Source organism: Desulfosarcina sp. BuS5 (assembly GCF_028752835.1).
Classification (GTDB): Bacteria; Desulfobacterota; Desulfobacteria; order Desulfobacterales; family BuS5; genus BuS5.
In genome coordinates this window covers 2,594,012-2,616,354 of the sequence record NZ_CP087952.1, presented here as the reverse complement: position 1 = coordinate 2,616,354, position 22,343 = coordinate 2,594,012, and the positions used below count along the sequence as shown (strand labels likewise).

Annotated in this window: 22 protein-coding genes and 1 tRNA gene; 15 read left to right on the top strand and 8 right to left on the bottom strand. The window is 41.1% G+C overall.

The window, feature by feature from the left end; genetic code table 11:
* Window positions 1-118 precede the first annotated feature (118 nt).
* Entirely contained in the window at window positions 119-1,489 is a 1,371-nt protein-coding gene (locus BuS5_RS12845) for a hypothetical protein (RefSeq protein WP_274427715.1), read from the bottom strand.
* Between the two features lie 405 nt (window positions 1,490-1,894).
* Between BuS5_RS12845 and BuS5_RS12840 the strand changes: the two genes are divergently transcribed.
* From BuS5_RS12840 to BuS5_RS12815, 6 genes are all read left to right on the top strand, one after another.
* Complete coding sequence (locus BuS5_RS12840; protein ID WP_274427706.1) at window positions 1,895-2,200, top strand: hypothetical protein; 306 nt, start codon at window positions 1,895-1,897, stop codon at window positions 2,198-2,200.
* A gap of 92 nt (window positions 2,201-2,292) precedes the next feature.
* Complete coding sequence (locus BuS5_RS12835; RefSeq protein ID WP_198012347.1) at window positions 2,293-3,204, top strand: hypothetical protein; 912 nt, start codon at window positions 2,293-2,295, stop codon at window positions 3,202-3,204.
* 33 nt (window positions 3,205-3,237) lie between these two features.
* A complete protein-coding gene (locus BuS5_RS12830; protein WP_027355145.1) occupies window positions 3,238-3,534 on the top strand; it encodes a TIGR04076 family protein in 297 nt (98 codons plus the stop codon).
* A complete protein-coding gene (locus BuS5_RS12825) occupies window positions 3,531-3,953 on the top strand; it encodes a cobalamin-dependent protein (protein ID WP_027355144.1) in 423 nt (140 codons plus the stop codon). Before BuS5_RS12830 ends, BuS5_RS12825 begins: the two co-directional genes overlap by 4 nt.
* A gap of 67 nt (window positions 3,954-4,020) precedes the next feature.
* Window positions 4,021-5,175 carry an IS4 family transposase gene (locus BuS5_RS12820; RefSeq protein WP_036019371.1) on the top strand — a complete coding sequence of 385 codons (1,155 nt, stop codon included), beginning with the start codon at window positions 4,021-4,023 and terminating at the stop codon, window positions 5,173-5,175.
* 121 nt (window positions 5,176-5,296) lie between these two features.
* Window positions 5,297-5,950 carry a B12-binding domain-containing radical SAM protein gene (locus BuS5_RS12815; protein ID WP_027354855.1) on the top strand — a complete coding sequence of 218 codons (654 nt, stop codon included), beginning with the start codon at window positions 5,297-5,299 and terminating at the stop codon, window positions 5,948-5,950.
* Window positions 5,951-6,088: 138 nt separating this feature from the next.
* On the opposite strand, the gene BuS5_RS12810 is transcribed toward BuS5_RS12815, so the two are convergent.
* Window positions 6,089-7,225, bottom strand: a complete 1,137-nt coding sequence (locus BuS5_RS12810) for an ATP-binding protein (RefSeq protein ID WP_027354854.1) — start codon at window positions 7,223-7,225, stop codon at window positions 6,089-6,091.
* Between the two features lie 520 nt (window positions 7,226-7,745).
* Between BuS5_RS12810 and BuS5_RS12805 the strand changes: the two genes are divergently transcribed.
* The 3 genes from BuS5_RS12805 to BuS5_RS12795 all read left to right on the top strand — a co-directional run bounded on the left by BuS5_RS12805 (window position 7,746) and on the right by BuS5_RS12795 (window position 14,038).
* On the top strand, window positions 7,746-9,299 hold the full coding sequence (locus tag BuS5_RS12805) for an acyl-CoA carboxylase subunit beta (protein WP_198012317.1): 1,554 nt from the start codon (window positions 7,746-7,748) through the stop codon (window positions 9,297-9,299).
* 8 nt (window positions 9,300-9,307) lie between these two features.
* Complete coding sequence (locus tag BuS5_RS12800) at window positions 9,308-11,320, top strand: acetyl-CoA carboxylase biotin carboxylase subunit (RefSeq protein WP_027354852.1); 2,013 nt, start codon at window positions 9,308-9,310, stop codon at window positions 11,318-11,320.
* A gap of 192 nt (window positions 11,321-11,512) precedes the next feature.
* Window positions 11,513-14,038: a hypothetical protein gene (locus tag BuS5_RS12795; protein WP_027354851.1), complete on the top strand. Its 2,526-nt coding sequence runs from the start codon at window positions 11,513-11,515 to the stop codon at window positions 14,036-14,038.
* A gap of 112 nt (window positions 14,039-14,150) precedes the next feature.
* Here the strand turns inward: BuS5_RS12795 and BuS5_RS12790 are convergent, their stop codons facing one another.
* On the bottom strand, window positions 14,151-15,305 hold the full coding sequence (locus BuS5_RS12790) for an IS4 family transposase (RefSeq protein WP_036019371.1): 1,155 nt from the start codon (window positions 15,303-15,305) through the stop codon (window positions 14,151-14,153).
* Between the two features lie 199 nt (window positions 15,306-15,504).
* Complete coding sequence (locus BuS5_RS12785) at window positions 15,505-15,789, bottom strand: iron-sulfur cluster assembly protein (protein WP_027354391.1); 285 nt, start codon at window positions 15,787-15,789, stop codon at window positions 15,505-15,507.
* A 222-nt stretch (window positions 15,790-16,011) separates the two neighbouring features.
* Here BuS5_RS12785 and BuS5_RS12780 point away from each other — a divergent pair, with 222 nt between their 5' ends.
* Window positions 16,012-16,215, top strand: a complete 204-nt coding sequence (locus tag BuS5_RS12780) for a DUF5320 domain-containing protein (protein WP_027354390.1) — start codon at window positions 16,012-16,014, stop codon at window positions 16,213-16,215.
* Window positions 16,216-16,251: 36 nt separating this feature from the next.
* A complete protein-coding gene (locus tag BuS5_RS12775; RefSeq protein WP_051374916.1) occupies window positions 16,252-16,581 on the top strand; it encodes a DUF5320 domain-containing protein in 330 nt (109 codons plus the stop codon).
* Window positions 16,582-16,837: 256 nt separating this feature from the next.
* Here the strand turns inward: BuS5_RS12775 and BuS5_RS12770 are convergent, their stop codons facing one another.
* Genes BuS5_RS12770 through mqnB form a run of 3 tightly spaced genes read right to left on the bottom strand, consistent with a single transcriptional unit; the run spans window position 16,838 to window position 19,687 of the window.
* The gene (locus BuS5_RS12770) at window positions 16,838-18,082 is read right to left on the bottom strand and encodes a competence/damage-inducible protein A (RefSeq protein ID WP_027354389.1); all 1,245 of its coding nucleotides are present in this window, start codon (window positions 18,080-18,082) and stop codon (window positions 16,838-16,840) included.
* Between the two features lie 25 nt (window positions 18,083-18,107).
* Complete coding sequence (locus tag BuS5_RS12765) at window positions 18,108-18,950, bottom strand: menaquinone biosynthesis family protein (RefSeq protein ID WP_027354388.1); 843 nt, start codon at window positions 18,948-18,950, stop codon at window positions 18,108-18,110.
* Window positions 18,947-19,687, bottom strand: coding sequence for a futalosine hydrolase (mqnB, locus tag BuS5_RS12760; protein WP_027354387.1), 741 nt, complete (start codon window positions 19,685-19,687; stop codon window positions 18,947-18,949). Before mqnB ends, BuS5_RS12765 begins: the two co-directional genes overlap by 4 nt.
* Before the next feature lie 129 nt (window positions 19,688-19,816).
* Here mqnB and BuS5_RS12755 point away from each other — a divergent pair, with 129 nt between their 5' ends.
* From BuS5_RS12755 to tsaA, 4 genes are all read left to right on the top strand, one after another.
* Complete coding sequence (locus BuS5_RS12755) at window positions 19,817-20,818, top strand: hypothetical protein (protein ID WP_157487426.1); 1,002 nt, start codon at window positions 19,817-19,819, stop codon at window positions 20,816-20,818.
* Between the two features lie 189 nt (window positions 20,819-21,007).
* Window positions 21,008-21,163 (top strand): hypothetical protein, encoded by a 156-nt coding sequence (locus tag BuS5_RS12750; protein WP_274427712.1) that lies wholly within the window; start codon window positions 21,008-21,010, stop codon window positions 21,161-21,163.
* Window positions 21,153-21,488 carry a bactofilin family protein gene (locus BuS5_RS12745; protein ID WP_051374913.1) on the top strand — a complete coding sequence of 112 codons (336 nt, stop codon included), beginning with the start codon at window positions 21,153-21,155 and terminating at the stop codon, window positions 21,486-21,488. The genes BuS5_RS12750 and BuS5_RS12745 overlap by 11 nt, the downstream gene beginning before the upstream one ends.
* A 27-nt stretch (window positions 21,489-21,515) precedes the next feature.
* Window positions 21,516-21,941 carry a tRNA (N6-threonylcarbamoyladenosine(37)-N6)-methyltransferase TrmO gene (tsaA, locus tag BuS5_RS12740; protein ID WP_027354385.1) on the top strand — a complete coding sequence of 142 codons (426 nt, stop codon included), beginning with the start codon at window positions 21,516-21,518 and terminating at the stop codon, window positions 21,939-21,941.
* A gap of 250 nt (window positions 21,942-22,191) precedes the next feature.
* Here the strand turns inward: tsaA and BuS5_RS12735 are convergent.
* Window positions 22,192-22,266 (bottom strand) — tRNA-Val (locus tag BuS5_RS12735).
* Window positions 22,267-22,343 lie beyond the last annotated feature (77 nt).

Genomic DNA, 22,343 nt, shown 5'->3' with positions numbered 1-22,343 from the left:
TTGGCCCCCCCCTTCAGAATATAAGTTATGTATGTCAATTTGCTCCATTTATAAACAAAGCATTAACATGTTGATAATACCCATTATTTATATTTGAATGTGGTTAAACAAATGCTTATTAAGCTGCGGCACGGTTATTATATTCGGCATTATTGGGCGCATAAGGTTGTTTTGTAAACTTATTTACGGGCCCACCTAATTGTTCAAAATTTGCTGTAATATCAGTTACATCTTTTGATTTTTCATCATTTTTTGGCACCGGTAGAAGAGTTAAACCACAGTCAAACTCAGTTGACAAACTATCTGTAAGGCTTCCGGGGGTTGGTAAAATTTTTCGGCGCTGCCGAGTTAAAGACAACAACTTATTTTCAACTTCCTGTTGTTCCTTTACTGTAACGCCCATTGCCATCCGAACGGATTCTCTATTCACAGATCCGCAAAAAGCCGGTAAACGAAGTGCAATTCGGTTTGCATCTTTTACTTCTCCTGTACCATGTGTTTTACCAAGTCCAAACAGGGATTCAATATTATCAGAACAAATAGGCATTCCAGTATTGCCCATGCCCAATGATTCAGCGACTATTAATTGTTTTTCCATCCAGGTAATAAAACCGATACGTACTTGAGAGCTTTGAGGGATATTTTTTAAAAGTTCTTTGCACTCTTTGTAGGTTTTCATATTCAAGCCTTGAGCTTTAAGAATTTCCTGGCTTTTTAAAAGAGGAGATGCATCACGAAGAAATCGCTTGATAAACTGTTTATATTCAGGAAGTTTACCAAGATAATTCCTAAGTTTTGAAACTACAGAGTCCTTTGAAACTCGCCCCCGTGGTGAGTGCTTAAGAACCATTTCAGCCCATTTCACCATTCGATGAATATTCATGAATCGAGCTTTTGTCGAAACCTTTGGGGGTGCAAAAAATGCAAGTACTGTTTGCTTAAATTTTTTTGAGGCTTGTCCGCAAGCAGAGATAAAACAGTCATACGAAGGATGTTTTGTATATTCTTTTTTTAATAGATTGGCAACAACATGAGAAATATCATCAATGGAGAAACTTGAAAATCCTCTTTCATTTAGGAGTCTGACACCTTTCATGAGGTCCATTCCTCCGTCTTTCAAATATGCAGCAGGTTTTCCGGTGATGAGAATCACCTTTTGTAAAAAATTTGCAATGGATTCTCCAGTCCATGATTTCGCCACTGAAATTGCTACACAATTGATGTTTTCAAGAGTTGGAGCACCTTCATGATTTTTAAAATGATCAGTTCTAAGCTCCAAAATAGCAAGAATTTTATCAGCTCCCAATGCTATTGAGGTATCTATCATCCAAATAGCACCATTTACAATCTTATCCATATCAAAAGAAACAGAAGAAAGCCCTTTATAGTTCCAGATTTTTGATAGTGAATATCTGGTGACCCAGTTAATGATCGTTTGAGGGCACGGTGTTTTGGTTATCCCAAGGTATGCTTGTAAAATGCCAAACATCCTTGATATTGCTCTGAATCCAACGTGTCCGACCAAAAATAGGCGTAAAGAAATAAAAATCAATTCCTCCTTACTATTAACCGACAATGTGTTCTTTTTACGTTCTTGTTCTAATTCTTGTCTATTTTTCCGGAGTTCAGACTTGTATTTATTTCGTTCATTTTTAGTACGTTTCAGCTCAGCTTTCTGATACTTAATTATACGAGTACGATCAACTGCTTTGTCTTTCCAGGCAGTTCTACTTTTTTTAATTTTGAAACTTTACTCATAGCAATAACCATCTTTTTGGTTAAAATATTTGAATATATAGGGAATAATAATTTTTTTCAATCAGCAATTTTGAATTATTGACGGCATTTTGTTATGGTCTACGCAAATTTTACTGAAAATATTGAAGGTGCCTGAATGACATATGATAGATTGCAAGCAAAAATAATCCCTGGCAAACATTGTAGCTTTTGTGGAAACGATTCTGTTCCTTTAATAAAAACAAAATGTTGTGACCAATGGATTTGCTGTGACACTTCTTTTGCATCTATAAAAGGTGGAGATTATTGCCAATATCATCACGAGCACGAGAGTCTCTGTCATTTTCAGTACAATAACAGCCATTCAGGGATATGGCAGGAGTGCAAAGAATGCCGGGATTTGGTTGGGGAAGATAATTTTAATGCTGCATTTCATGACCCCAACAATGTGCCAAGATATTAATCGCACTCATGATAGGGCCAAAAGTTGAGCAAAAAAAGTAGCCACAAAACTGAGTTTTTGGACACCCCACAATAAGATCATCTCTTGGAGTCTTGATAGCGATATTGCTATTCTTTTCCTCCGGACTAAAGCTTCCTCTATTAGACACCGCGACTGAGGTTTACTTTCGTGAAGCAATAACTAAAGCCGGAGTAGCCTATGCTACATGCAGGGTTGTCAACGCTGCTGTTTCAATTGTAAAGGATTCAACTCTACAGTTGGAACCCGCAGGGGTAGGCGTATCATTGGCTGTGGGACAAGCCTTGGATCCGATTGATGATATGACGGAGCGTTTGTCCGATGTACTTGTAATGGCGATTACGTCATTAGGGGTTCAGAAACTGGCATATGAAATTAGCGTATCGCTTGTGCCACCTATACTTTCTATGTTCCTGCTATCCCTGTCTATTATGATATGGTTCGAGAATGAAAGGTTAAACTCCTTTCAGAAAATCATAATGCGGTTTCTACTACTTATTGTAATTGCTCGTTTTTGTCTTCCGATATCGTCTATGGCAAATGAGTTTGTTCATAAACATTTCTTTGCTGATCAAATATCAGTGGCAAACAAAGAACTGGCCATAGGGATTGTTGAACTTGATAAATTAAAAGATTTTTCACTACCGGAAATTGATGGCGTTTTAGGAACCATTGAGAACAGCACATCGTTTCTTCAACGAAAATCAATAGAGTTCAAAAATGCCATTGCGGCTACCGTCAGCAATATGGGAGCTATAATAGAGAATCTCCTAAAGCTTACATTTCTTTATGTTGGGATTTTTTTGATTCAAGTTATTATTTTACCATTGCTGTCATTTTGGTTCCTTGTAAAAATTGTAAACCCCCTTTTTTACACAAACGTTCCAGTAATACTTCATCATTCGCGACCATACAATGCCGCCGGTGTTGCCGTTTTCCCGGCATCTTTGTTGTCAGATTTTTGCCTGGTCAATACATTTCTATGAGTGGGGGCATTTTTATAATTTAAAGGAGTTCTTATGTCTGCGATTCAGTTTCATACGATAACAATAACGGTAGACTCGGTTGAAGGAAAATGTCCGCTTGGCAACAAACCCGGTAAAGTGTTCACTGTGAAGGAGTTAACCCCTGCTGGTATGTGTATCAGTGCATTCGGAGCAGTTTTACCGTCCATACAGGTGTTGAAGTACGGCGGCAGTTTTCCCTGGGAAAAGAACCCTGACGTGGCCTACATAAGTTGCCCTGATCATCACAACAGGGTTGTTTATCGCCTGGAAAGAACGGGCAGGGCTGATAACGAGGATATTTGCCCATGAAGGTCTTTCTTGTTTCGGCCAATACGGAACAATTCAACATGCCGGCCATGCCTTTGGGGCTGGCATGTGTAGCCGAGGCCGCAAAAAACGCCGGGCACGATATCACCATGCTGGATCTGATGTTTGAAGCCGATATCAGTGTCACACTGAAAAGTGGTATTGCGGAGTTTAGTCCGGAATGTATCGGTGTTGCGGTGAGGAACATTGACGACCAGAATCCTGCAAATCCTATGTTTCTGCTCGAAAAGGTGAAAGAAATTGTGACGATCTGCCGGGATTTATCCAGCACACCGATCGTCCTTGGTGATGCCGGATACAGTATGTTTCCGGAAAGTGTCCTGGCTTACAGTAGTGTCCGGTTAGGTTTTTGCATGTTATATGGGATAAAAAAATTAGAAAAATGTTCATTTTTTACTTGACAAACCAAATAAAAATTTTTTATCGTTTTGTTATAAAATATAATTATAACAAGGAGTTAAGACAAAAATGGACATATTCAATATCCCAAAAAAGAATTTTAATCCCCAATCTCATGCTCGATTTCTCAAACCTTTGCAAAAGATTTTTCCTGACACGCCACAGCTTAAATCCCGAGGTCACAGGCCATTGAAAATGACTTTTGAAGATCAGCTTCACGCACTGATATTTTTCCATCTACAAGAACATGAATCAGCTCGTGATCTTATTCAACACCTTAAAGAAGACGATTTTGCCAAAGAATGTGTCGCTCCAGATGGAGGGATCAGTCGTAGCAGTTTTTCCGAAATTATCAATTCTCGAGGGCTTGAACAGCTTGAATATGTTTTTCAAGCTCTTTGCAGCCAGGCACAAAATGCTTTACCATCAAATTATTCAGATCTCGGTGAACTCGTTTCCATTGATGGATCTTTAATTGATGCAGTTCTGTCCATGTACTGGGCTGATTACAGAAAAGGCGCTAAAAAAGCAAAAGGCCATTTCGGCTTTGATGTCAATCGCAAGATTCCTATAAAAATTCATCTGACAAATGGAAATGGCGCTGAACGCCCCTTTGTCAGGTCTATCCTTACAAAAGGCCAAACAGGAATCATGGATCGGGGGTATCAATCACATAAGGATTTTGATCTTCTTCAGGATGAAAAAAAACATTTTGTTTGCCGCATCAAAGCGAAAACAACAAGAACTATTATCAAAGAGCAGCCTGTTGATCCCGACAGCTATATTTTTTATGATGCTGTGGTTCTTCTTGGCACTCCTGGGGTAAACCAGACCAGAAAGCCGGTTCGACTGGTTGGTTATAAAATTGCCGGTGTCAAATATTTTGTGGCAACTGATCGTTATGATCTTACAGCCGAGCAGGTTGCAACCGTTTATAAGCTTAGATGGGATATCGAAACTTTTTTCAAATGGTGGAAGAAACATTTAAAAGTGTACCACTTGATTGCTCACAGTAGATATGGCCTGATGGTTCAAATCCTTGCGGGGTTAATAACCTACCTGCTTATGGCCATATACTGCCATGAACAGTTTAATGAACCTGTATCAATAAAGAGGATTCGTCAGCTTAGAAATACCATCCAGAACGAATTACGTACTGACGAAAAAAACGTATGGTCTAATAATCTGATTATCAAAGAGCAAATGCTATATGCAAAAACTTAACCGGACACTACTGCCTGGCTTACCTTGATGCGGATTTTGGAATAGAGGGGGAAGGGGAAATTACCTTTCCTGCTCTGCTGACACGATTGGAGAACAACTCCGATCTTTCCGGAATACCCGGATGCATATTCGGGATCACGACGAACCACAGCTGAAAATATTTGCCGAAGATCTTGATGAGTTAACCCTTCCGGATACCAGCATCCTTTCTGTTTCGGCATCCCGGAACCACGAACCATGGATTCCTGTACAAACCAGGCGTGGCTGCCCTCTCAAATGCAGTTATTGTTCCACCGCCACCATTGAAGGCTCTCTCCTGCGGAAACGCTCACCAGGGATTGTCGCAGCCTGGCTTGAGAATTGGGTGAAGGCAGGGTATGTAAATTTTTTTTTCGTGGACAACACATTTAATCTCCCCCCAGCCTATGCCAAATCGATATGCCGCCAGATTCTTGAAAGAGAACTTGATATGCTTTGGAGATGTATTATTTACCCGAAAAATATTGATGAGGAAATTGTTGAACTCATGGCCATGGCCGGTTGCAGGCAGATAAGCCTGGGTTTTGAAAGCGGCTCCGAGGAGATACTCAAAAATATGAACAAGCAATATACACTTGAAGATGTACGGACAACATCAGTAATGTTTGCCGATTACGGGATTGAACGTATGGGTTTTTTATTCCATCCACATTTTTACTTGTCAAAAGAGCTGGGAGGCTGGCTTCCTGAACGGTTAAAAGAATGGCAGGCGTCCCGCCCATATGTTATTATGTAAGTCATCAATAAAACTATTAATTCATCGGGATAGCCCAACCTGTCATTGCACGTGTAAAGTTGGTGTCGTCAACCCCAAATACACCCAATTTTTTGGTTTTTTCAACCGCGAACCGATAACTACGGTTACTCTTTCCTTTTACCAATCTGAAAGAAAATAATGTACTGAACATATCCGGATATCATCTTTAGTAACAAGGTCAATATCATTTTCAATCAAAACCTGTATTGCCGGGACATGAGGGAAACGAACTTTAAGATAGTAGAGTGATTTGCTGATATTTTTATCCGATTTTTTGCATTCAATGAAATAAACGGGCTTTTCGTCTTCTGTAATAACAAAATCCACTTCTCTTTTATCTATATCCCGAAAATAGCGAAGCTCAATGTCTCGGCCTTCTGTATCCTGCTGAAATAAACACCATTTGAGAAGATGGCAGGCGACAAGATTTTCAAACCGTTTACCCGGATCTTTTACCACTGTCCAGTCTAGATGATAATGCTTTGCCTCTTTTTTTACGGCTCTTATTCGTGGTGCTCCAAACGGATATATCCTGAAAATCATATACAGGTTTTCAAGCATGCTTATCCATCGGGCGACTGACTGATGTGCAACCTGCAGATCTTCCCTCAGAGCATTGATCGAAAGCGGGCTGCCCACAAGGTCAGGGAGGCGCAGGGCCAGGTGCTCAATCAGACCAAGGTCTTTGACATTTTCAAGATCAGCCAGATCTTCCCGGATAACTCTTGTGCGATACTTCCTGCTCCAGCGCTTTGTATGTCTTTCTGACTGCCGGAGAAACGGCTCAGGGAATCCACCGTAAACGAGAAGATCCATAACTGCATCCCTGGTATGTACACCCAATTCTGCCAATGTCAGGGGCAACAGGCGAAAAAAATGATATCTCCCCTGCAAGGAATCTCCTCCTCGGCGATAATAATCCAACCGGGCACTGCCGGTAACAAGTATCTGGAGTTCATCTCCGCGTTTATCGAAAAGCCCCTTAACCACCTGCCTCCACCTTGAGTACTTGTGAACTTCATCCAGCACGATGAATCCGGGACCTGTAGGAAAACTTTCGGTTATTATGTTTTCCCGATCTTTTGGCGCGTCCCAGTTAAGGTACCGTGTCTGGATATCAAAACCTGCCGTTTGGCACAAATGTTTTGCCAGTGTGGTTTTTCCGGCCTGCCGTGGACCGCCGACAAAGACCATTTTATACTGAATGTCATCAATAATAGCATCCTCAATATACCGATTTATATAATCAGACATTTTAACCCTCATCTTAAAATACACGCGAGTTTTTTTCGATAGGGCTAAATATAATCGTTTAAATACCGGAGGTCAACTGAACTATTTAGATAATATGAAACGGGTTGGCCGCCTTCCTCCCCCTGGTCTTGTGCCAAATTTTAAAATCAGGTAATGATATGACAATTTATACCTTGAAAGTGCTGGTATTTTAAGGATTAAAATTTTCGTCTGACTCATAAATTGGAAAAATTAGCATTATTTGTTCAGGCACTATTTACATTACCAGGCCGTATGTGCTAAAATTCTTTTTTTGCTTCTGGCACTGGCAAATATTTGGCTACAGAAACAATGATTGTTATGTTGCCTTACTTATATAATATAAATTACAATATAAAGTTTCACATAAATGATTTTACTGCGTTATCGGTCGCCGGGTTAGGAGCTTGATGTTTTGTATCCCTGCTTCCTAACTCCGGCCTTATGAAATTATTTATCTGATAATCCATATAGTTAATCTAAATTGAGCGAGGTTTAGTTGATGGAAAATTGTATAAATGACAACATTCCCGTTTTAGAGAGAATGCGCAATGAAGCCTTAGTAGGCGGCGGAAAAGATAAAATAGAAAATCAGCACAAACGCGGAAAGCTTTCTGCCAGGGAGAGAATTGAGCTTTTGGTCGATGAAGCCTCATTTGAAGAGTTTGATATGCTTAAAATCGGCCGCGGCAGTGTTTTAGGTAATAGTAAAGTCCATTCCGGTGACGGTGTGATTGTGGGGCACGGAACAATTAACGGTCGGGAAGTTTTAATTTTCAGCCAGGATTTTACCGTTGTAGGCGGGTCACTTGGCGAGGCCCATTCGCAAAAAATCTGCAAGGTAATGGATCAGGCGGTTCGAGTGGGAGCGCCGATAATCGGTCTTAACGACTCCGGAGGCGCTCGTATCCAGGAGGGCGTTGACGGTCTTGCGGCATACGGCGAAATCTTCCACAGAAATGTTGAGGCCAGCGGTGTTGTTCCCCAGATATCATGCATAATGGGTACTTGTGCGGGTGGGGCCGTATACAGTCCCGCCATAACGGATTTCACTTTTATGGTGGAAGACACATCATATATGTTTGTTACCGGTCCCAATGTGGTCAGGACCGTAATTCACCAGGATATAAGCACTGATGAGCTTGGCGGGGCGCATGTTCATATGGAAAAAAGCGGAGTAGCTCATTTTGTCTTGCCGAATGATATCTTGTGTCTCCGGGAAGTCAGAAGGCTGATCAATTATCTTCCTTCCAACAATCTCCAGAAGGCCCCTATTTTTGATATCGGTGATCCGTCCGACCGAACCGATCCGGTCCTGGACTACCTGGTTCCTTCAAACCCCAACCAGACTTATGATATGAACGTTTTGATCTATAGTATCCTGGATGGCGCGGAATTCCTGGAGATTCAGGCAAATTTCGCGCGGAATATTATTTGTGGTCTCGGACGCCTTGGCGGTCAGACCGTAGGACTTGTGGCTAATCAGCCCGCCGTGCTGGCAGGCGTGCTCGACAGCAATGCTTCGTACAAGGCCGCCCGGTTTGTCAGATTCTGTGATGCATTTAACATTCCGCTGATTTGCCTGGTTGATGTGCCGGGATTTATGCCGGGGCCGGAGCAGGAACACGGCGGTATCATACGACATGGCGCAAAACTCCTATATGCCTATGTAGAGGCAATTGTGCCGCGAATCACGGTTATTGTCAGAAAAGCCTATGGAGGCGCGTATCTTGTTATGAACTCCAAGCATATACGAGGCGATATGAATTATGCCTGGCCTTCAGCAGAGATAGCCGTGCTGGGACCAAAAGGGGCAGTAGAGGTAATTTATCGGAAGGAAATAAAAAAAGCGGTAAATCCTGAAGAGTTTTTGGCGGAAAAAATAGAAGAATACAGGAAAGCCTTTGTTAATCCTTTTCTTGCGGCCCAAAGAGGCTATATTGATGACGTTATTTTTCCAAGAGATACCCGTCACAGGTTGATTCGTTCCCTGCAGTTCCTGGAAAATAAAAAGGTTTATAGAGCAGAACGCAAACACGGTAATATTCCATTATGAGGTAGTTTATGTTTGATAAAATTTTAATTGCAAACCGCGGTGAAATTGCCGTCCGTATCATCAGAACCTGCAAAAAACTTGGAATCGGCACGGTGGCGGTTTATTCTGAAGAAGATGCCCGTAGTCTGTATGTCAAGATGGCGGATGAGGCTGCTTTTCTCGGTGGTGCCCGTCCTATCGAGTCGTATCTTAATAAACAGAAAATAATCGATGCGGCTTTGAATTCCAATTGCCAGGCAATTCATCCGGGGTACGGTTTTCTTTCTGAAAATGCTGAATTTTGTAAGCTGACTTCTGATGCGGGACTCGTTTTCGTTGGCCCTTCACCTGCCGCCATCGCGGCGATGGGGGATAAAATAGTGTCAAAAAATATGGCGATCAAGGCTGGAGTGCCGACAGTTCCAGGACACAATCGTCCTGTTGCGGATATTGATGAAGCAATTGTCCAGGCAGACAGCATCGGGTATCCGGTTCTTCTTAAACCGGCGGCAGGGGGGGGTGGGAAAGGCATGCGGATTGTCTACGATAAAGACGGTATTGAAGATGCCCTCTCGGCCTGTAAAAAAGAAACTATAAAATCTTTTGGAGATGACCAGATATTCGTAGAACGTTATATTGCTGCGCCGCGTCATGTAGAAATCCAAATCATCGCTGATAATCATGGAAACGTGGTTTACCTGGTCGAAAGGGAATGTTCCATTCAGAGGCGCTATCAAAAAATAATTGAAGAAACTCCATCTGTTGCAGTTGATGAATTGCTTAGAGAAAAAATGGGAAAACTGGCTTGCGGCTTTGCGCGCGAGGCAGGCTATACAAACGTGGGAACTGTTGAGTTTATCCTTGATTCTAATAAAAATTTTTATTTCCTCGAGATGAATACTCGGCTGCAGGTGGAACATCCTGTCACCGAGATGGTCACGGGTCTCGATCTTGTGGAACTTCAGCTTAAAATCGCATCCGGTGAGCCACTAGGAATGCAGCAGAAGGATTGTAGGTTTTCAGGATGGGCCATAGAGGCAAGGATCTGTGCAGAAGACCCTTCGATGGGTTTTATGCCTTCAACCGGAATAGTCACCAGATATTTTGAGCCGCGCGGTAAAAAGGTTCGTGTTGACAGCGGTATTCAGGCCGGCAGCATGATCGGGGTATATTACGACTCTCTTTTGGCAAAGATTATTTGCCATGCCGAAACCAGGGAAGATGCCTTGGCAATCCTTACAAACGCACTGAATGGTTATCATATAGAAGGTTTTGCAACAAATCTAAATTTTGTCAATGCCGTTATTAATCATCACATATTTATTGAAGGAGACATCTCAACCGATTTCATTAAAAAATATATGGACGCCCCAAAGTTGAAGCCCGTCGTCAATATAGAGCATCTTCATCATGCAGCGATTGCGGCGGCGCTTGTTTATCACAACAAAAAAGATCTTATCAGGCTCTCTCTTAAACCTATGGCAGCCCATGTAGGCGTAACTGCAACCTTGAAAGACAGCTATCATTATATAGTTAAGGGGGGAGATGATGTTTTTGACCTTATAGTGCGGGGAGACCAGGAGAGCAAAAAATGGGAGATAACTGTAGATGGTGTGGAATATAAGGTTGTTACTCCAAAGTTCGAATTTTACAGACGCAGACTCAGCTTGAAAATCAACGGCAAAGACCACATGCTCAGAATGCAGAACCGGGGAAATTTTGTCAAAGCGGCATACTGCGGAATTTGCCGCACTTATGAGATTTACAGCCCAAGGGAGTGGGAGCTTGCCAGTTTTATGCCCGAGTCCATCAAGCGGGTGGCTCAAAATATCCTGGTAAGCTCCATGCCGGGAATGATCGTTGAAGTTAAAGTTGAACCTGGCGAAATGGTTCATCGCGGCCAGCAGCTTGTGATAATTGAGTCGATGAAAATGGAAAGCGGCGTTGCTTCGCAATGTGATGCCAAGGTTTCCGAGATTCTGGTATCTGCAGGTCAGCCGGTTGAAACAGGAGATATTCTTATTAAATTTTCTGAAACCTGATTTAAAAGGAGGGAATTCATGGACAAAATTTTAAGAATAAATATGGGCGCTAAAGGATGGGGGGCAGTAAAACCGCTGATTTAAAAAAGGCAGAGCCTTGTGGTATGCATTCATAGGCAGAGCCTGGGAACGAGGAGAAAGGATGTCCCAAATCCTGCTATAGACCGTCGGATATCGGAACAAGGAAGCATAATGAGCGTTATAACACCGGGGAAAAGTGAAACTTGGAAACCCCTGTCGCCGGACAAGATATCGGCCATAAAAAAAATCTTTGCCGACCTGTTTCCTGCTGATCAATATGCCGATCTGGCTGCAAGAATTTCGGATTACTGGACTCAAAAAATGCGCCTGGCATGGAACAACAAAGCGCAAAGCATAAAGGATAAGAACCAGCAATACAGACCCTCTGACCCATTATCACGAATTCAGCAAAGAACCGTATTGATATCTTATGCGGATAGTGTCAGCAAGGGGGATGAGAACTCACTGATTACCCTTGATGGTTTTTTAAGTAAATATTTTCCGGCCATACGAGGGTTGCACGTACTCCCGGCTTGTCAAATAGTTGAAAATCGGTTTAATGATGGTTTTTTTTCCCAGGTAGTTCGTAATGAAATCCATGAATCATTTGGAACAAATCAGCAATATGCTGAAATGATGGGAAAATATTTTTCCATGTCTGATTTTATCCTTAACCATGTCGATATCACCAATCCCTTATTCCAAGCCTTTCTTGACGGTGATGATGATGCAGGCCAATCTTTTTATATCTTCACAGAAGAGAAATATCAGGAGCGCTTGAAAAATGGCGATTTTGATCAAATTTTTCGTCCCCGGCCATTTCCTCTCTTTACAATTTTCAGAAGGAAACCAAAGGATGACAAATTTGCCAAATTAAACCACAAGGAAAAAATTACAGAAATAAACAATCATTTTAGTCATTTTGCTCATCTTACAAAGGGCAGTCTCCCTGGAGCGGTGGTCGGCCTGCTGTCGATTTTTAATAAAATCAAAAACGACCAGATGCTGCTACCCGAAGATTATCGTCATATTATAGGCTTCAGGGATTACCTCGAAAAGGAAGTTTTTGTTAATCCTGATACAATTTTTACGCTTTCGGCAACCCAGGAAACCAAGCATAAACCATATATTTTTAATAACAAGATTAAAAATATGGCGGACATTTTAGAGTCTGTTGGATACAGACCGGATTCGGCAATGAAATATGCTGAAATTTATCAGCAGTATGATCCGCTTGTTTTCGGTGAAGAGATTCGAGCGCTTACGACTTTCAGTCATGTGCAGGTTGATTTGAATACCTCGACATATCAGGGGCTGAAAATGCTTGCGGATGATTTTTTCTGGTATCTTAGTATGGATCTGAATATGCTTCGCCTGGATGCCGCCAATTTTGCCTTTAAAAAATGGAAAACCTCCTGTTTCGGATTGCCTGAAGTTAAATCTGTCATGAAAATTCTTTATCTTTCCATGGATTGTGTTGCTCCCGGAATTGTGCCCAATCTGGAAGTAAACGACCAGCTCGGCAATATATTAAATCAAATGGCGGACAAAGGTCCGCCGCCCATGATGTATGATTTTCACCTGGCAAGTATGCTGCCGGTTGTGTTCAACACCGGTAACGCAGGAGTACTTCCAAGAATTTTTAAGGTGATAGCCAAATATGATATCCCTAAAACAAGCATAAGATTCAGCCTGGCGGAAAGTCATGACGGCAAATCCGTACGCGGCAGCCTCGATCTCTTATCTCTTACGGAAAGGCAGAACCTGGCTGACACTGTTGAAATAAATGGAGGTAAAATCAAGTATAGAGCCGTGCCGCGGCGTCAGTATGCCGGCATGGAGTTTCAGGAACTTTGCAGAGAAACCGGAATTGATTGTAATTCGGCAAAAACAGCCTTGTTTAAGTGTGTCAATCCTTCTGATACTATTCTATATCTCAGGAAAAGCATTCATGATGAATCGGATATAGCCCGGGCATTAGGTATCGGCGCAGGTCAGTTTGCCAAAAACGACTCCCTTAGATATTTTATTAACAAAGTCATTAACGGCCGGGAGCCTTATGAGCTATGTATCTCCACGATCGATTCCATGATCAGACTGGATGATAAGGATATGGAAGCAAAACGTTACCTGGCCTTCTACACCCTAGCTTTTGCTTTAATGGGACGGAATGTCAAGTCCATCTATTTTAATGATCTGCTGGGTCTCCCGAATGATTATAAGAGACTTAAAGAAAATGGCGAGTTAAGAGATATTAAAAGAACGAAGTCAGATTTGAAAGAGCTGGAAAAGCGTTTATCAGATCCTGCCTCCCTTCAGCACAAGATAGCCAGGGGAATAAATAATATTATTGCCCTGGCCGATATGGACCCGGCCCTTCATTTTAGAGGCAATGAAGCTGAAGCAGGTATTGCTTCAGGTACCTCTTCTGCCAAATCTGTGGCTCTTATCCACAACTCTTATAATGAGCATCATACCCTGGTTATAGTAAATGTTAAACAAAGCATGGAAACTATAACGATTGACCTTGGCGCGTGCGGTCTGCATGGGTCCCGGTCTTTGTTTGATAATATTGAGGGCCGAATTGTGCAGACTGCTCCGGATGGAAAATTATATTTGCCGGTTCAACCATATCAGGGTATGTGGCTGACAAGAAAAAAAGTGGAAATGCCATCCGAGCTGCTGTCCCAGATTTAATTCTTTGTTTTATTTAGTGCCCGGACGAAAACTAGAAAATTTTTTAAGTTCAAGGAAGGCTAAAATTTTAACCGCAGGAATACATTAAGTATTTTGAGGCAGTAGTGTCCGGTTAAGTTTTGGCATATAGCATTTGCTCTTTGATAATCAGATTATTAGACCATACGTTTTTTTCGTCAGTACGTAATTCGTTCTGGATGGTATTTCTAAGCTGACGAATCCTCTTTATTGATACAGGTTCATTAAACTGTTCATGGCAGTATATGGCCATAAGCAGGTAGGTTATTAACCCCGCAAGGATTTGAACCATCAGGCCATATCTACTGTGAGCAATCAAGTGGTACACTTTTAAATGTTTCTTCCACCATTTGAAAAAAGTTTCGATATCCCATCTAAGCTTATAAACGGTTGCAACCTGCTCGGCTGTAAGGTCATAACGATCAGTTGCCACAAAATATTTGACACCGGCAATTTTATAACCAACCAGTCGAACCGGCTTTCTGGTCTGGTTTACCCCAGGAGTGCCAAGAAGAACCACAGCATCATAAAAAATATAGCTGTCGGGATCAACAGGCTGCTCTTTGATAATAGTTCTTGTTGTTTTCGCTTTGATGCGGCAAACAAAATGTTTTTTTTCATCCTGAAGAAGATCAAAATCCTTATGTGATTGATACCCCCGATCCATGATTCCTGTTTGGCCTTTTGTAAGGATAGACCTGACAAAGGGGCGTTCAGCGCCATTTCCATTTGTCAGATGAATTTTTATAGGAATCTTGCGATTGACATCAAAGCCGAAATGGCCTTTTGCTTTTTTAGCGCCTTTTCTGTAATCAGCCCAGTACATGGACAGAACTGCATCAATTAAAGATCCATCAATGGAAACGAGTTCACCGAGATCTGAATAATTTGATGGTAAAGCATTTTGTGCCTGGCTGCAAAGAGCTTGAAAAACATATTCAAGCTGTTCAAGCCCTCGAGAATTGATAATTTCGGAAAAACTGCTACGACTGATCCCTCCATCTGGAGCGACACATTCTTTGGCAAAATCGTCTTCTTTAAGGTGTTGAATAAGATCACGAGCTGATTCATGTTCTTGTAGATGGAAAAATATCAGTGCGTGAAGCTGATCTTCAAAAGTCATTTTCAATGGCCTGTGACCTCGGGATTTAAGCTGTGGCGTGTCAGGAAAAATCTTTTGCAAAGGTTTGAGAAATCGAGCATGAGATTGGGGATTAAAATTCTTTTTTGGGATATTGAATATGTCCATTTTTGTCTTAACTCCTTGTTATAATTATAATTTTATAACAAAACGATAAAAAATTTTTATTTGGTTTGTCAAGTAAAAAATGAACATTTTTCTAATTTTTTTATCCCATATAACATGCAAAAACCTAACCGGACACTACTGATTTTGAGGATTAAAATTTTCGCCTGACGCAGAAATTGGGAAAATTAGCAGTTTTCGTTCAGGCACTATTTAAAAGCCGCATAAGCTCATCAGCCCTATTGTAATCGATTATATCAATATTTACATCTGTTACGCCTTCAATTTGTTCAACAGTTTTTTTGATGTCTGCCGCCAGTTTGAATGCCATGGGGCAGACGGAAGAAACCGGATGAAACGTAAAAGCTACCTTCCCCTTTTCATCAACCTGAATCTCTTTTACAACATTCTTTTCAATTACATCATGGACAGAGCCCGGAGTTTTAAAGCTTTTCAATCTATCTTCAACTTTTTCTTTTAAAGTCATGGTAATCCCAGGGTTTGTTATGAGTATATGCTTATAATAATATTTAAACTGGAACCCTGAATTCGTCAAGCAGTTTTATGATTTTTTAAATAGAACAAAATTAATTTTGGTCTTATGCCCAAAAAAGTACTTGACACCTTCCAATCTAATTACTATTTTATAGTCAAATGCTCATAACTAAACATTGGTCATAATCAATGTTACTAAAAAGGAGGTGATAGTATGCCTAACAGAGATGGATCAGGTCCCCAGGGAGGAGGGTCAAAAACAGGAAGGGGGCTGGGCCCCTGTAACCCGGGCGGCGGTGGTGCAGCGCCGCAGCCAGGTAGAGGAACAGGCCTGGCCGGTCAATTCGGTACAAATAGAGGTTCAGGCTTAGGCGGTCAACGAAGAGGCGGCGGAAGAGGTTCCGGAAGAAGAAGATAGTTTAGGATTTTTTAATTTTTAGAGGAGGTGTATATTATGCCAGGATTAGACGGGAGCGGCCCCCAGGGAGCCGGGCCTATGACGGGAGGCGGCAGGGGGGTTTGCAATACGGCAGCCCCGGGATATGGCGGCCGATTTGTAGGAGGCTATTATGGCAGAGGTATGGGACGTGGTTTCAGGGGTGGTTATGGAAATGGTATCGGTATGAGACGTGGTTTTGCAGGGAATATGCCTGTTTACGGATCCGGATTACCGGTTAATCAAACCAGCGAGGTCAACAGCCTGAAGGCTGAAGCAGATTATCTGAAAAATATCCTTGATAATATCAACAGCCGTGTTGCAGAACTGGAAAAATCGTCTGAATAAATTTATCTCATTTTCAGGGGTTGGCTAAGCGCCACCCCTGAATTTTATATAGACTTTAAGATAAAGATTTTGGGTGCATTATCGGTCATCGGAGTATTATAATACGCCTTCCTCCCTCTGGCCTTCCCAAAATCATTATCTTAAAGTCTATAGACCGTCACATAAATAATTTCACTGCGTTATCGGTCGGAGATATACGATTAGTATTATCTCCTCACTCTATCCTTGTGAAATTAATTATCTGACGGTCTATATCTCAAGAGAGTAATTCCCGCCTTAAGAGATCTAAAGCTTTCATGGCAAAGACTATTTTGTTCATCGATCTTTTATCAAAAACTGAATTGAATTTAAACCCTTTAGTGCCTGAAGGAGTTGCTATACCTATACATAATGTGCCCACCGGTTTTTCGTCTGTTCCTCCTGACGGCCCTGCAATACCGCTTGTTGAGAGTCCGTAATCGGCTCCGGCAAGCCTTCGTGCCCCTTCCGCCATCTCCTGTGCTGTTTTCTCATCTACTGCTCCGTTTCTCTCCAAAGTATCAGGAGAAACGCCAAGCACTTTTATTTTGGATTCGTTTGAATAGGATATGCCTGAAAAGAGAAAATATTCGGAACTGCCGGGTATATTTGTAAGAAGGTGAGATATAAGGCCTCCGGTGCAGCTTTCAGCAACGGCTATTGTAGATTTTTGTTTTAACAGAAGCACCGCCACCTCAGCCTCCATTGATTTGTTTTTTACCGAAAAAGTTTTGTGCCCTATTTTTTCGAGTATCCATTTACAGGATTCATCCATGCGTCGGTTCATTATCTTTTCATCTTTACCGTAAAGATAAATTTTTACCTGTATTTCAGGAAATTTTGCGCGAAAGCCGATTTTTAAATCCGGGAATACTGATTTTATACTTGCAAGTTTTTCACCTGCAGCGGATTCGGTTATGCCAAAAGTCGATATGGTTTTGACCATGCAGAATTCCTGTTTTTTCCCGCATAGATTGCGAATGGCAGGAATAACAGTCTCTGAAAGCATTTTTTTCATTTCAAATGGAACGCCTGGTATAAAAAAGAAAGAGCATCTGTTTATTTTGAAATGAAAACCTGGAGCAGTTCCCGCATGATTATATATAACCTCGGAATTTTCAGGCATCATAGCCTGTTTTTTGTTGGAACTAGTCATAAGACGTTTGCGGTTTTTAAAAAAAAATTCGATATTCTCTAATGCTTTATTATCGAGAACAAGATCAACTCCTGCAGCTTTTGCGGCTGCTTCAGCGGTGATATCGTCGACTGTCGGGCCGAGTCCTCCTGTTACCAAGGCAAAATCGGCTCGATTGCTGATTTCTTTCAAGGTGGAGACCATAATATCCATATCATCTCCTACACATATATGCCTGATAACCTCAATCCCTGCTTCTTCAAGTTTTTGTGCAATATGTGCTGAATTACTGTCTATCAATGCACCGGATCGTATTTCATCGCCTGTTGCAAGAATTTCAGCCAACATCTATTATCTCTCCTTTGTTTATTTTTTAAAATGCAAAAACAGGTAAATCGCTTTTTGGGATTACCCCTCTATTCCTGGCTATGGAAAAAAGCTTTTCTACTGCTTCAGCGCCTTCATTTCCAAGATCAAGGGTAAAATCGTTTACATAAAGATCAATATGCTGATGAATAACCGACTGCTCCATCTCCTGGGCATGATTTTTTATATATTGGTCTGTTTTACTCCTGTTATTAAATGCATATTTAACACTTGCATTTATAGCTGTATTTACTATTTTGGCAGTTTTTTTACCCAAATCCCTGCGTATTGCAATTCCTCCAAGGGGAATCGGAAGAGATGTTTCGGATTCCCACCATTCTCCAAGATCGAGAAGTTTGACAAGGCCATATTGTTTAAAGGTAAATCGCCCTTCATGAATGATTACACCGAAATCAAAATCCCCTTTTTGAATAGCGGGCATAATCTTGTCAAATGGTAATGGAACGGCATCCGGTTTTCCGGATATAAACAGGCCGAGCAGCATACAGGCCGTTGTCCACAGGCCGGGAACCGCAATCCTGTTTGATTCGAGTTGAAGCAACTTTGCCCCAGGGCGCGCTACAATAAGAGGACCGCAGCCTCTGCCAAGTGCGGCTCCGGTGTGAAGAAGCCCGTATTTATCGTGGAGGTGGCCCATAGCGGCAAACGAAAGTTTTGATATATCTATCATGCATGTGTTGGCCTGCTGATTTAATGTCTCCACATCCTGTAATTCGATTTTAAATTCAAAACCTTCACAGTCGATCAAGTTGTGCGCCAGAGCATAAAATATAAAGGTATCATTGGGGCAGGTGGAATAACCGAGTCTTAAGCTTTTTTTATATGTCATTTTTTGATGCTTTGAATAAATTTACAAACTGCCAAAGATACTCTTGCCGAAGCAAGGGGAATGTCCCATGCCTCTATATTCCTTTTTCCTGTAAAATTGGATGCAGCGCGAATCTCAATGCATGGAATTCCATAATGGATAGCAAGCAGAGCAGTGCCGGAACCTTCCATATTTTCCATACAGGGCTTGAACTCCCGATAGAGTGCCTCTGCCTTCCGGTCTGTTGCTGTTATTGTTGAAACAGTAATAAAGGGGGCTTGCTTCAGACCGATGTTTTTATCTTCCAAAAATTTTTTCAAGCAGTTATATGCCAGTTTGGCAAGGTCCTGATCCAGGTAATACCTGTTTTTAATATTATGACCTTCATGAATCATCAGAGAAAATGGAAGTTCATTTATAAATGAACTTCCGGGTTCCAGTTCGATGCCCAGGTGAATATCTATCTCTTTTGTTGCAATGCCGATGTCCCCTATATTAAGTCCTGCCACTTTAAATGCGCCCGCCGATCCTGTCTGGATTATCATTGAGGGCCTTGAATTTTCTATTGCTGCGGTTAATGACTGGACATTATTAAACAGGGCCGGGCCTGTAATGATGATCCTTACAGGCTGATCAGATATATAGCCTGAGATAACTTTTCTGTCTCCAATTAATGATGAAACAGGCTTCTCGACTAAATCTATTAGATTTGTAAGTTCATTATGTACTGCTGCAGCAATGAGAATATGCGGAAACATTATTTATCTGACAATCTATAGTTCTATATAAGTTCTACCGTCATCTATTTTGCTATTGTATTTTACTCTATTGATGGTTACATAGATTGTTTGTTTTTTGCAAGAAAAAATGATTTATTAAGGGCTATTATGAATAATCCACAGGAAAATTCGAATAAAAATTTAACAGTGGCCAATTCAACTAAAACTATAAAAAAAAATAAAAAATGGACACTGCTCCTGGTCGGAGATCACGGAGAGATTATATCCGTCAGGAATTTTATCTGGATAATAAGCGCTCTACTAATCGCTTTGATTATTGCAGTCACTGCTGTTGTTTTTATTTTTTTTATTTATAAAAATGCTGAAAATGAGGCGGAGAGTCTCAAGTCTGCTTTTCAATCCGCCCAAAATCAGGTTTTGTCATTAAAGGAAGAGAAGGATCTGTTTATGGTGCGTCTTGTTGTGGCGGAGAAAGAAAACAAAGCTTTGACATCCAAACTGAAAACAGAAACTCTTTTACAGCATAAAAATAAACAATCAGTAAAGAAAATAAAAAAGAAGCCTGACGTAAAGTCAGCCGTTGCTGCTGATAAAAAGGTGACCTTTAAGATGGCTATCGATAATTTTGCGTACTCCATTTCTGATGATAACAGGATAATTAGAACACAATTCAAGCTGATCAATAAGAGCTCAAAATTCAGAGCTGCCTCAGGACATACTTTTGTTTTGTTAAAAAACAATGAAATAGATAAAAATAAATGGCTTATATCTCCACAGGTTGCAATTCTTTCCGGGAAGCCGGCCCAGTTTAAAAAAGGGCGTTTTTTTTTGATTTCCAGATATAATATAATTAAGTTCAGCCTGAAAGTTCCTGGGGAAAATATTGAGAGTTTTAATGAGGCTATTGTTTTTGTTTATGATTCAAACGGCGACCTTTTGATTGAGAAGGTTTTTCCTTTTTCGATTAAATTAAATCCGTCCAAAGCAAAAGTTGATAAGAAAGGGCGCGCACAAAAGGTACTCCCCGCAGACGGGACTATTCAGGCTGGGATAGTTAAAAACATTGATGTAGAGGAGTCTGAGCAGGTAACGAAATCTGATGGAGTCGGCCAAAAACCGGTTGATACAAAACCGTATATGGGGGAATGATATTGAAGGAAAGAATATAGCGGAAAAGAAGCCCTGGATTACATTTAATCGGAATGATTTTTTTGGTAATTTTTATATTACAGTCGGGCTTTCGGGTTGATGCGCAAACAAGACGGCATGCTGTTTTTTCTAAGGCACTGATCATGAACTGAATGTTTACATGATTTATCGCAAAGAGCCTGGAAAAAGTTGATTAAGAGAAACGAGCCTTTTGTCTTGGACGATTTGCCATCTGACGGCAACAGGGGCATGCGCATTTTTGAGAGAATTATAATAGAACGTGATAATATTATTCTTGGAGATATTTATTTAAATTTTATACAGGAAAATAAAAATGGCGGATAAAACAAAAAATATTTCTATTGTCGATAAAGGTCTGACAGTAGACGGGACATTGTCGACTACCGGAAGGTTGATAGTCAAAGGCACTATTAAGGGAACCCTTGACGGGGATGCAGTAGTTGTTTCGGAAGACGGTGCCATTTATGCGGAGACCAATGTGGCCAGTATGACCATAGGCGGGGTCTTTGAAGGCAACATTAAGGCAAGCAGGGAGCTGGTAGTCCTTTCCACCGGAAAGTGTACCGGCAAGGTAGAGTGTAAGGACCTTGTGGTTGAATCCGGCGGTGTTTTAAATGCCGAGGTTACATGTGTTACAGGTTCAAACTGATAGCGAAAATGAAATGGTGAGTTGATCATGACAAGTGTAAAGATGAAATACATCGGTTTTGTACGGACCAGTGCCGCAAATATTCCACGCCACTGGTCCGTTTCTGATGTTGAAGGGTCACTGGTTATAAAAGATGAGTATACAGAAGGGCTTAAGGACATAAAAGCTGGACAGAAGATAGTTGTTATTTTTCATTTTCATAGGAGTTCGGAATTTACACCGGATTATTTTACGCAAACTCCCTCTCACAGGAAAAATCGTATGGGTGTATTCAGTATATGCTCCCCGAGAAGACCTAATCCAATAGGTATGTCTGTGCTGAAGGTAATCCACAAGGAAGGCAATACAATTTATGTCAAAGGACTTGATATGTTTGACGGTACGCCTATACTTGATATTAAGCCCCATGTGGTTGAAAAACATGACTGCCCCAGCTTCGAAGACCACAAGTGAGTTAAGTGAATACCTCCTGCTCCATTCCTGAAACTTTGAGCAAAGAAAAAGGTGTTACGCTATAATAACGTAACACCTTATTTTTAGGATCGGAGATTGAATAAATTGGACAAAGATTATGAAGGATTTTGGTTCATCTGCAAGGCGCATTAAAGGTTGAATACTCGAAGTATTCGGCCTTTAATGCAACACAGCAGATGGGCCAAAAGACAAATAATATTGTTCAAGTTATTTAATTTGCGATCCTTATTGGTAGGCACGATTGGATTTGAACCAACGACTTCTACCGTGTCAGGGTAGCGCTCTCCCCCTGAGCTACGTGCCTTAAACCTGAAATTCATTACCTTGAAATCTATATAAGAAAAAATTTAACTAATAACTAACCTTTTTGTCAAGATAAAA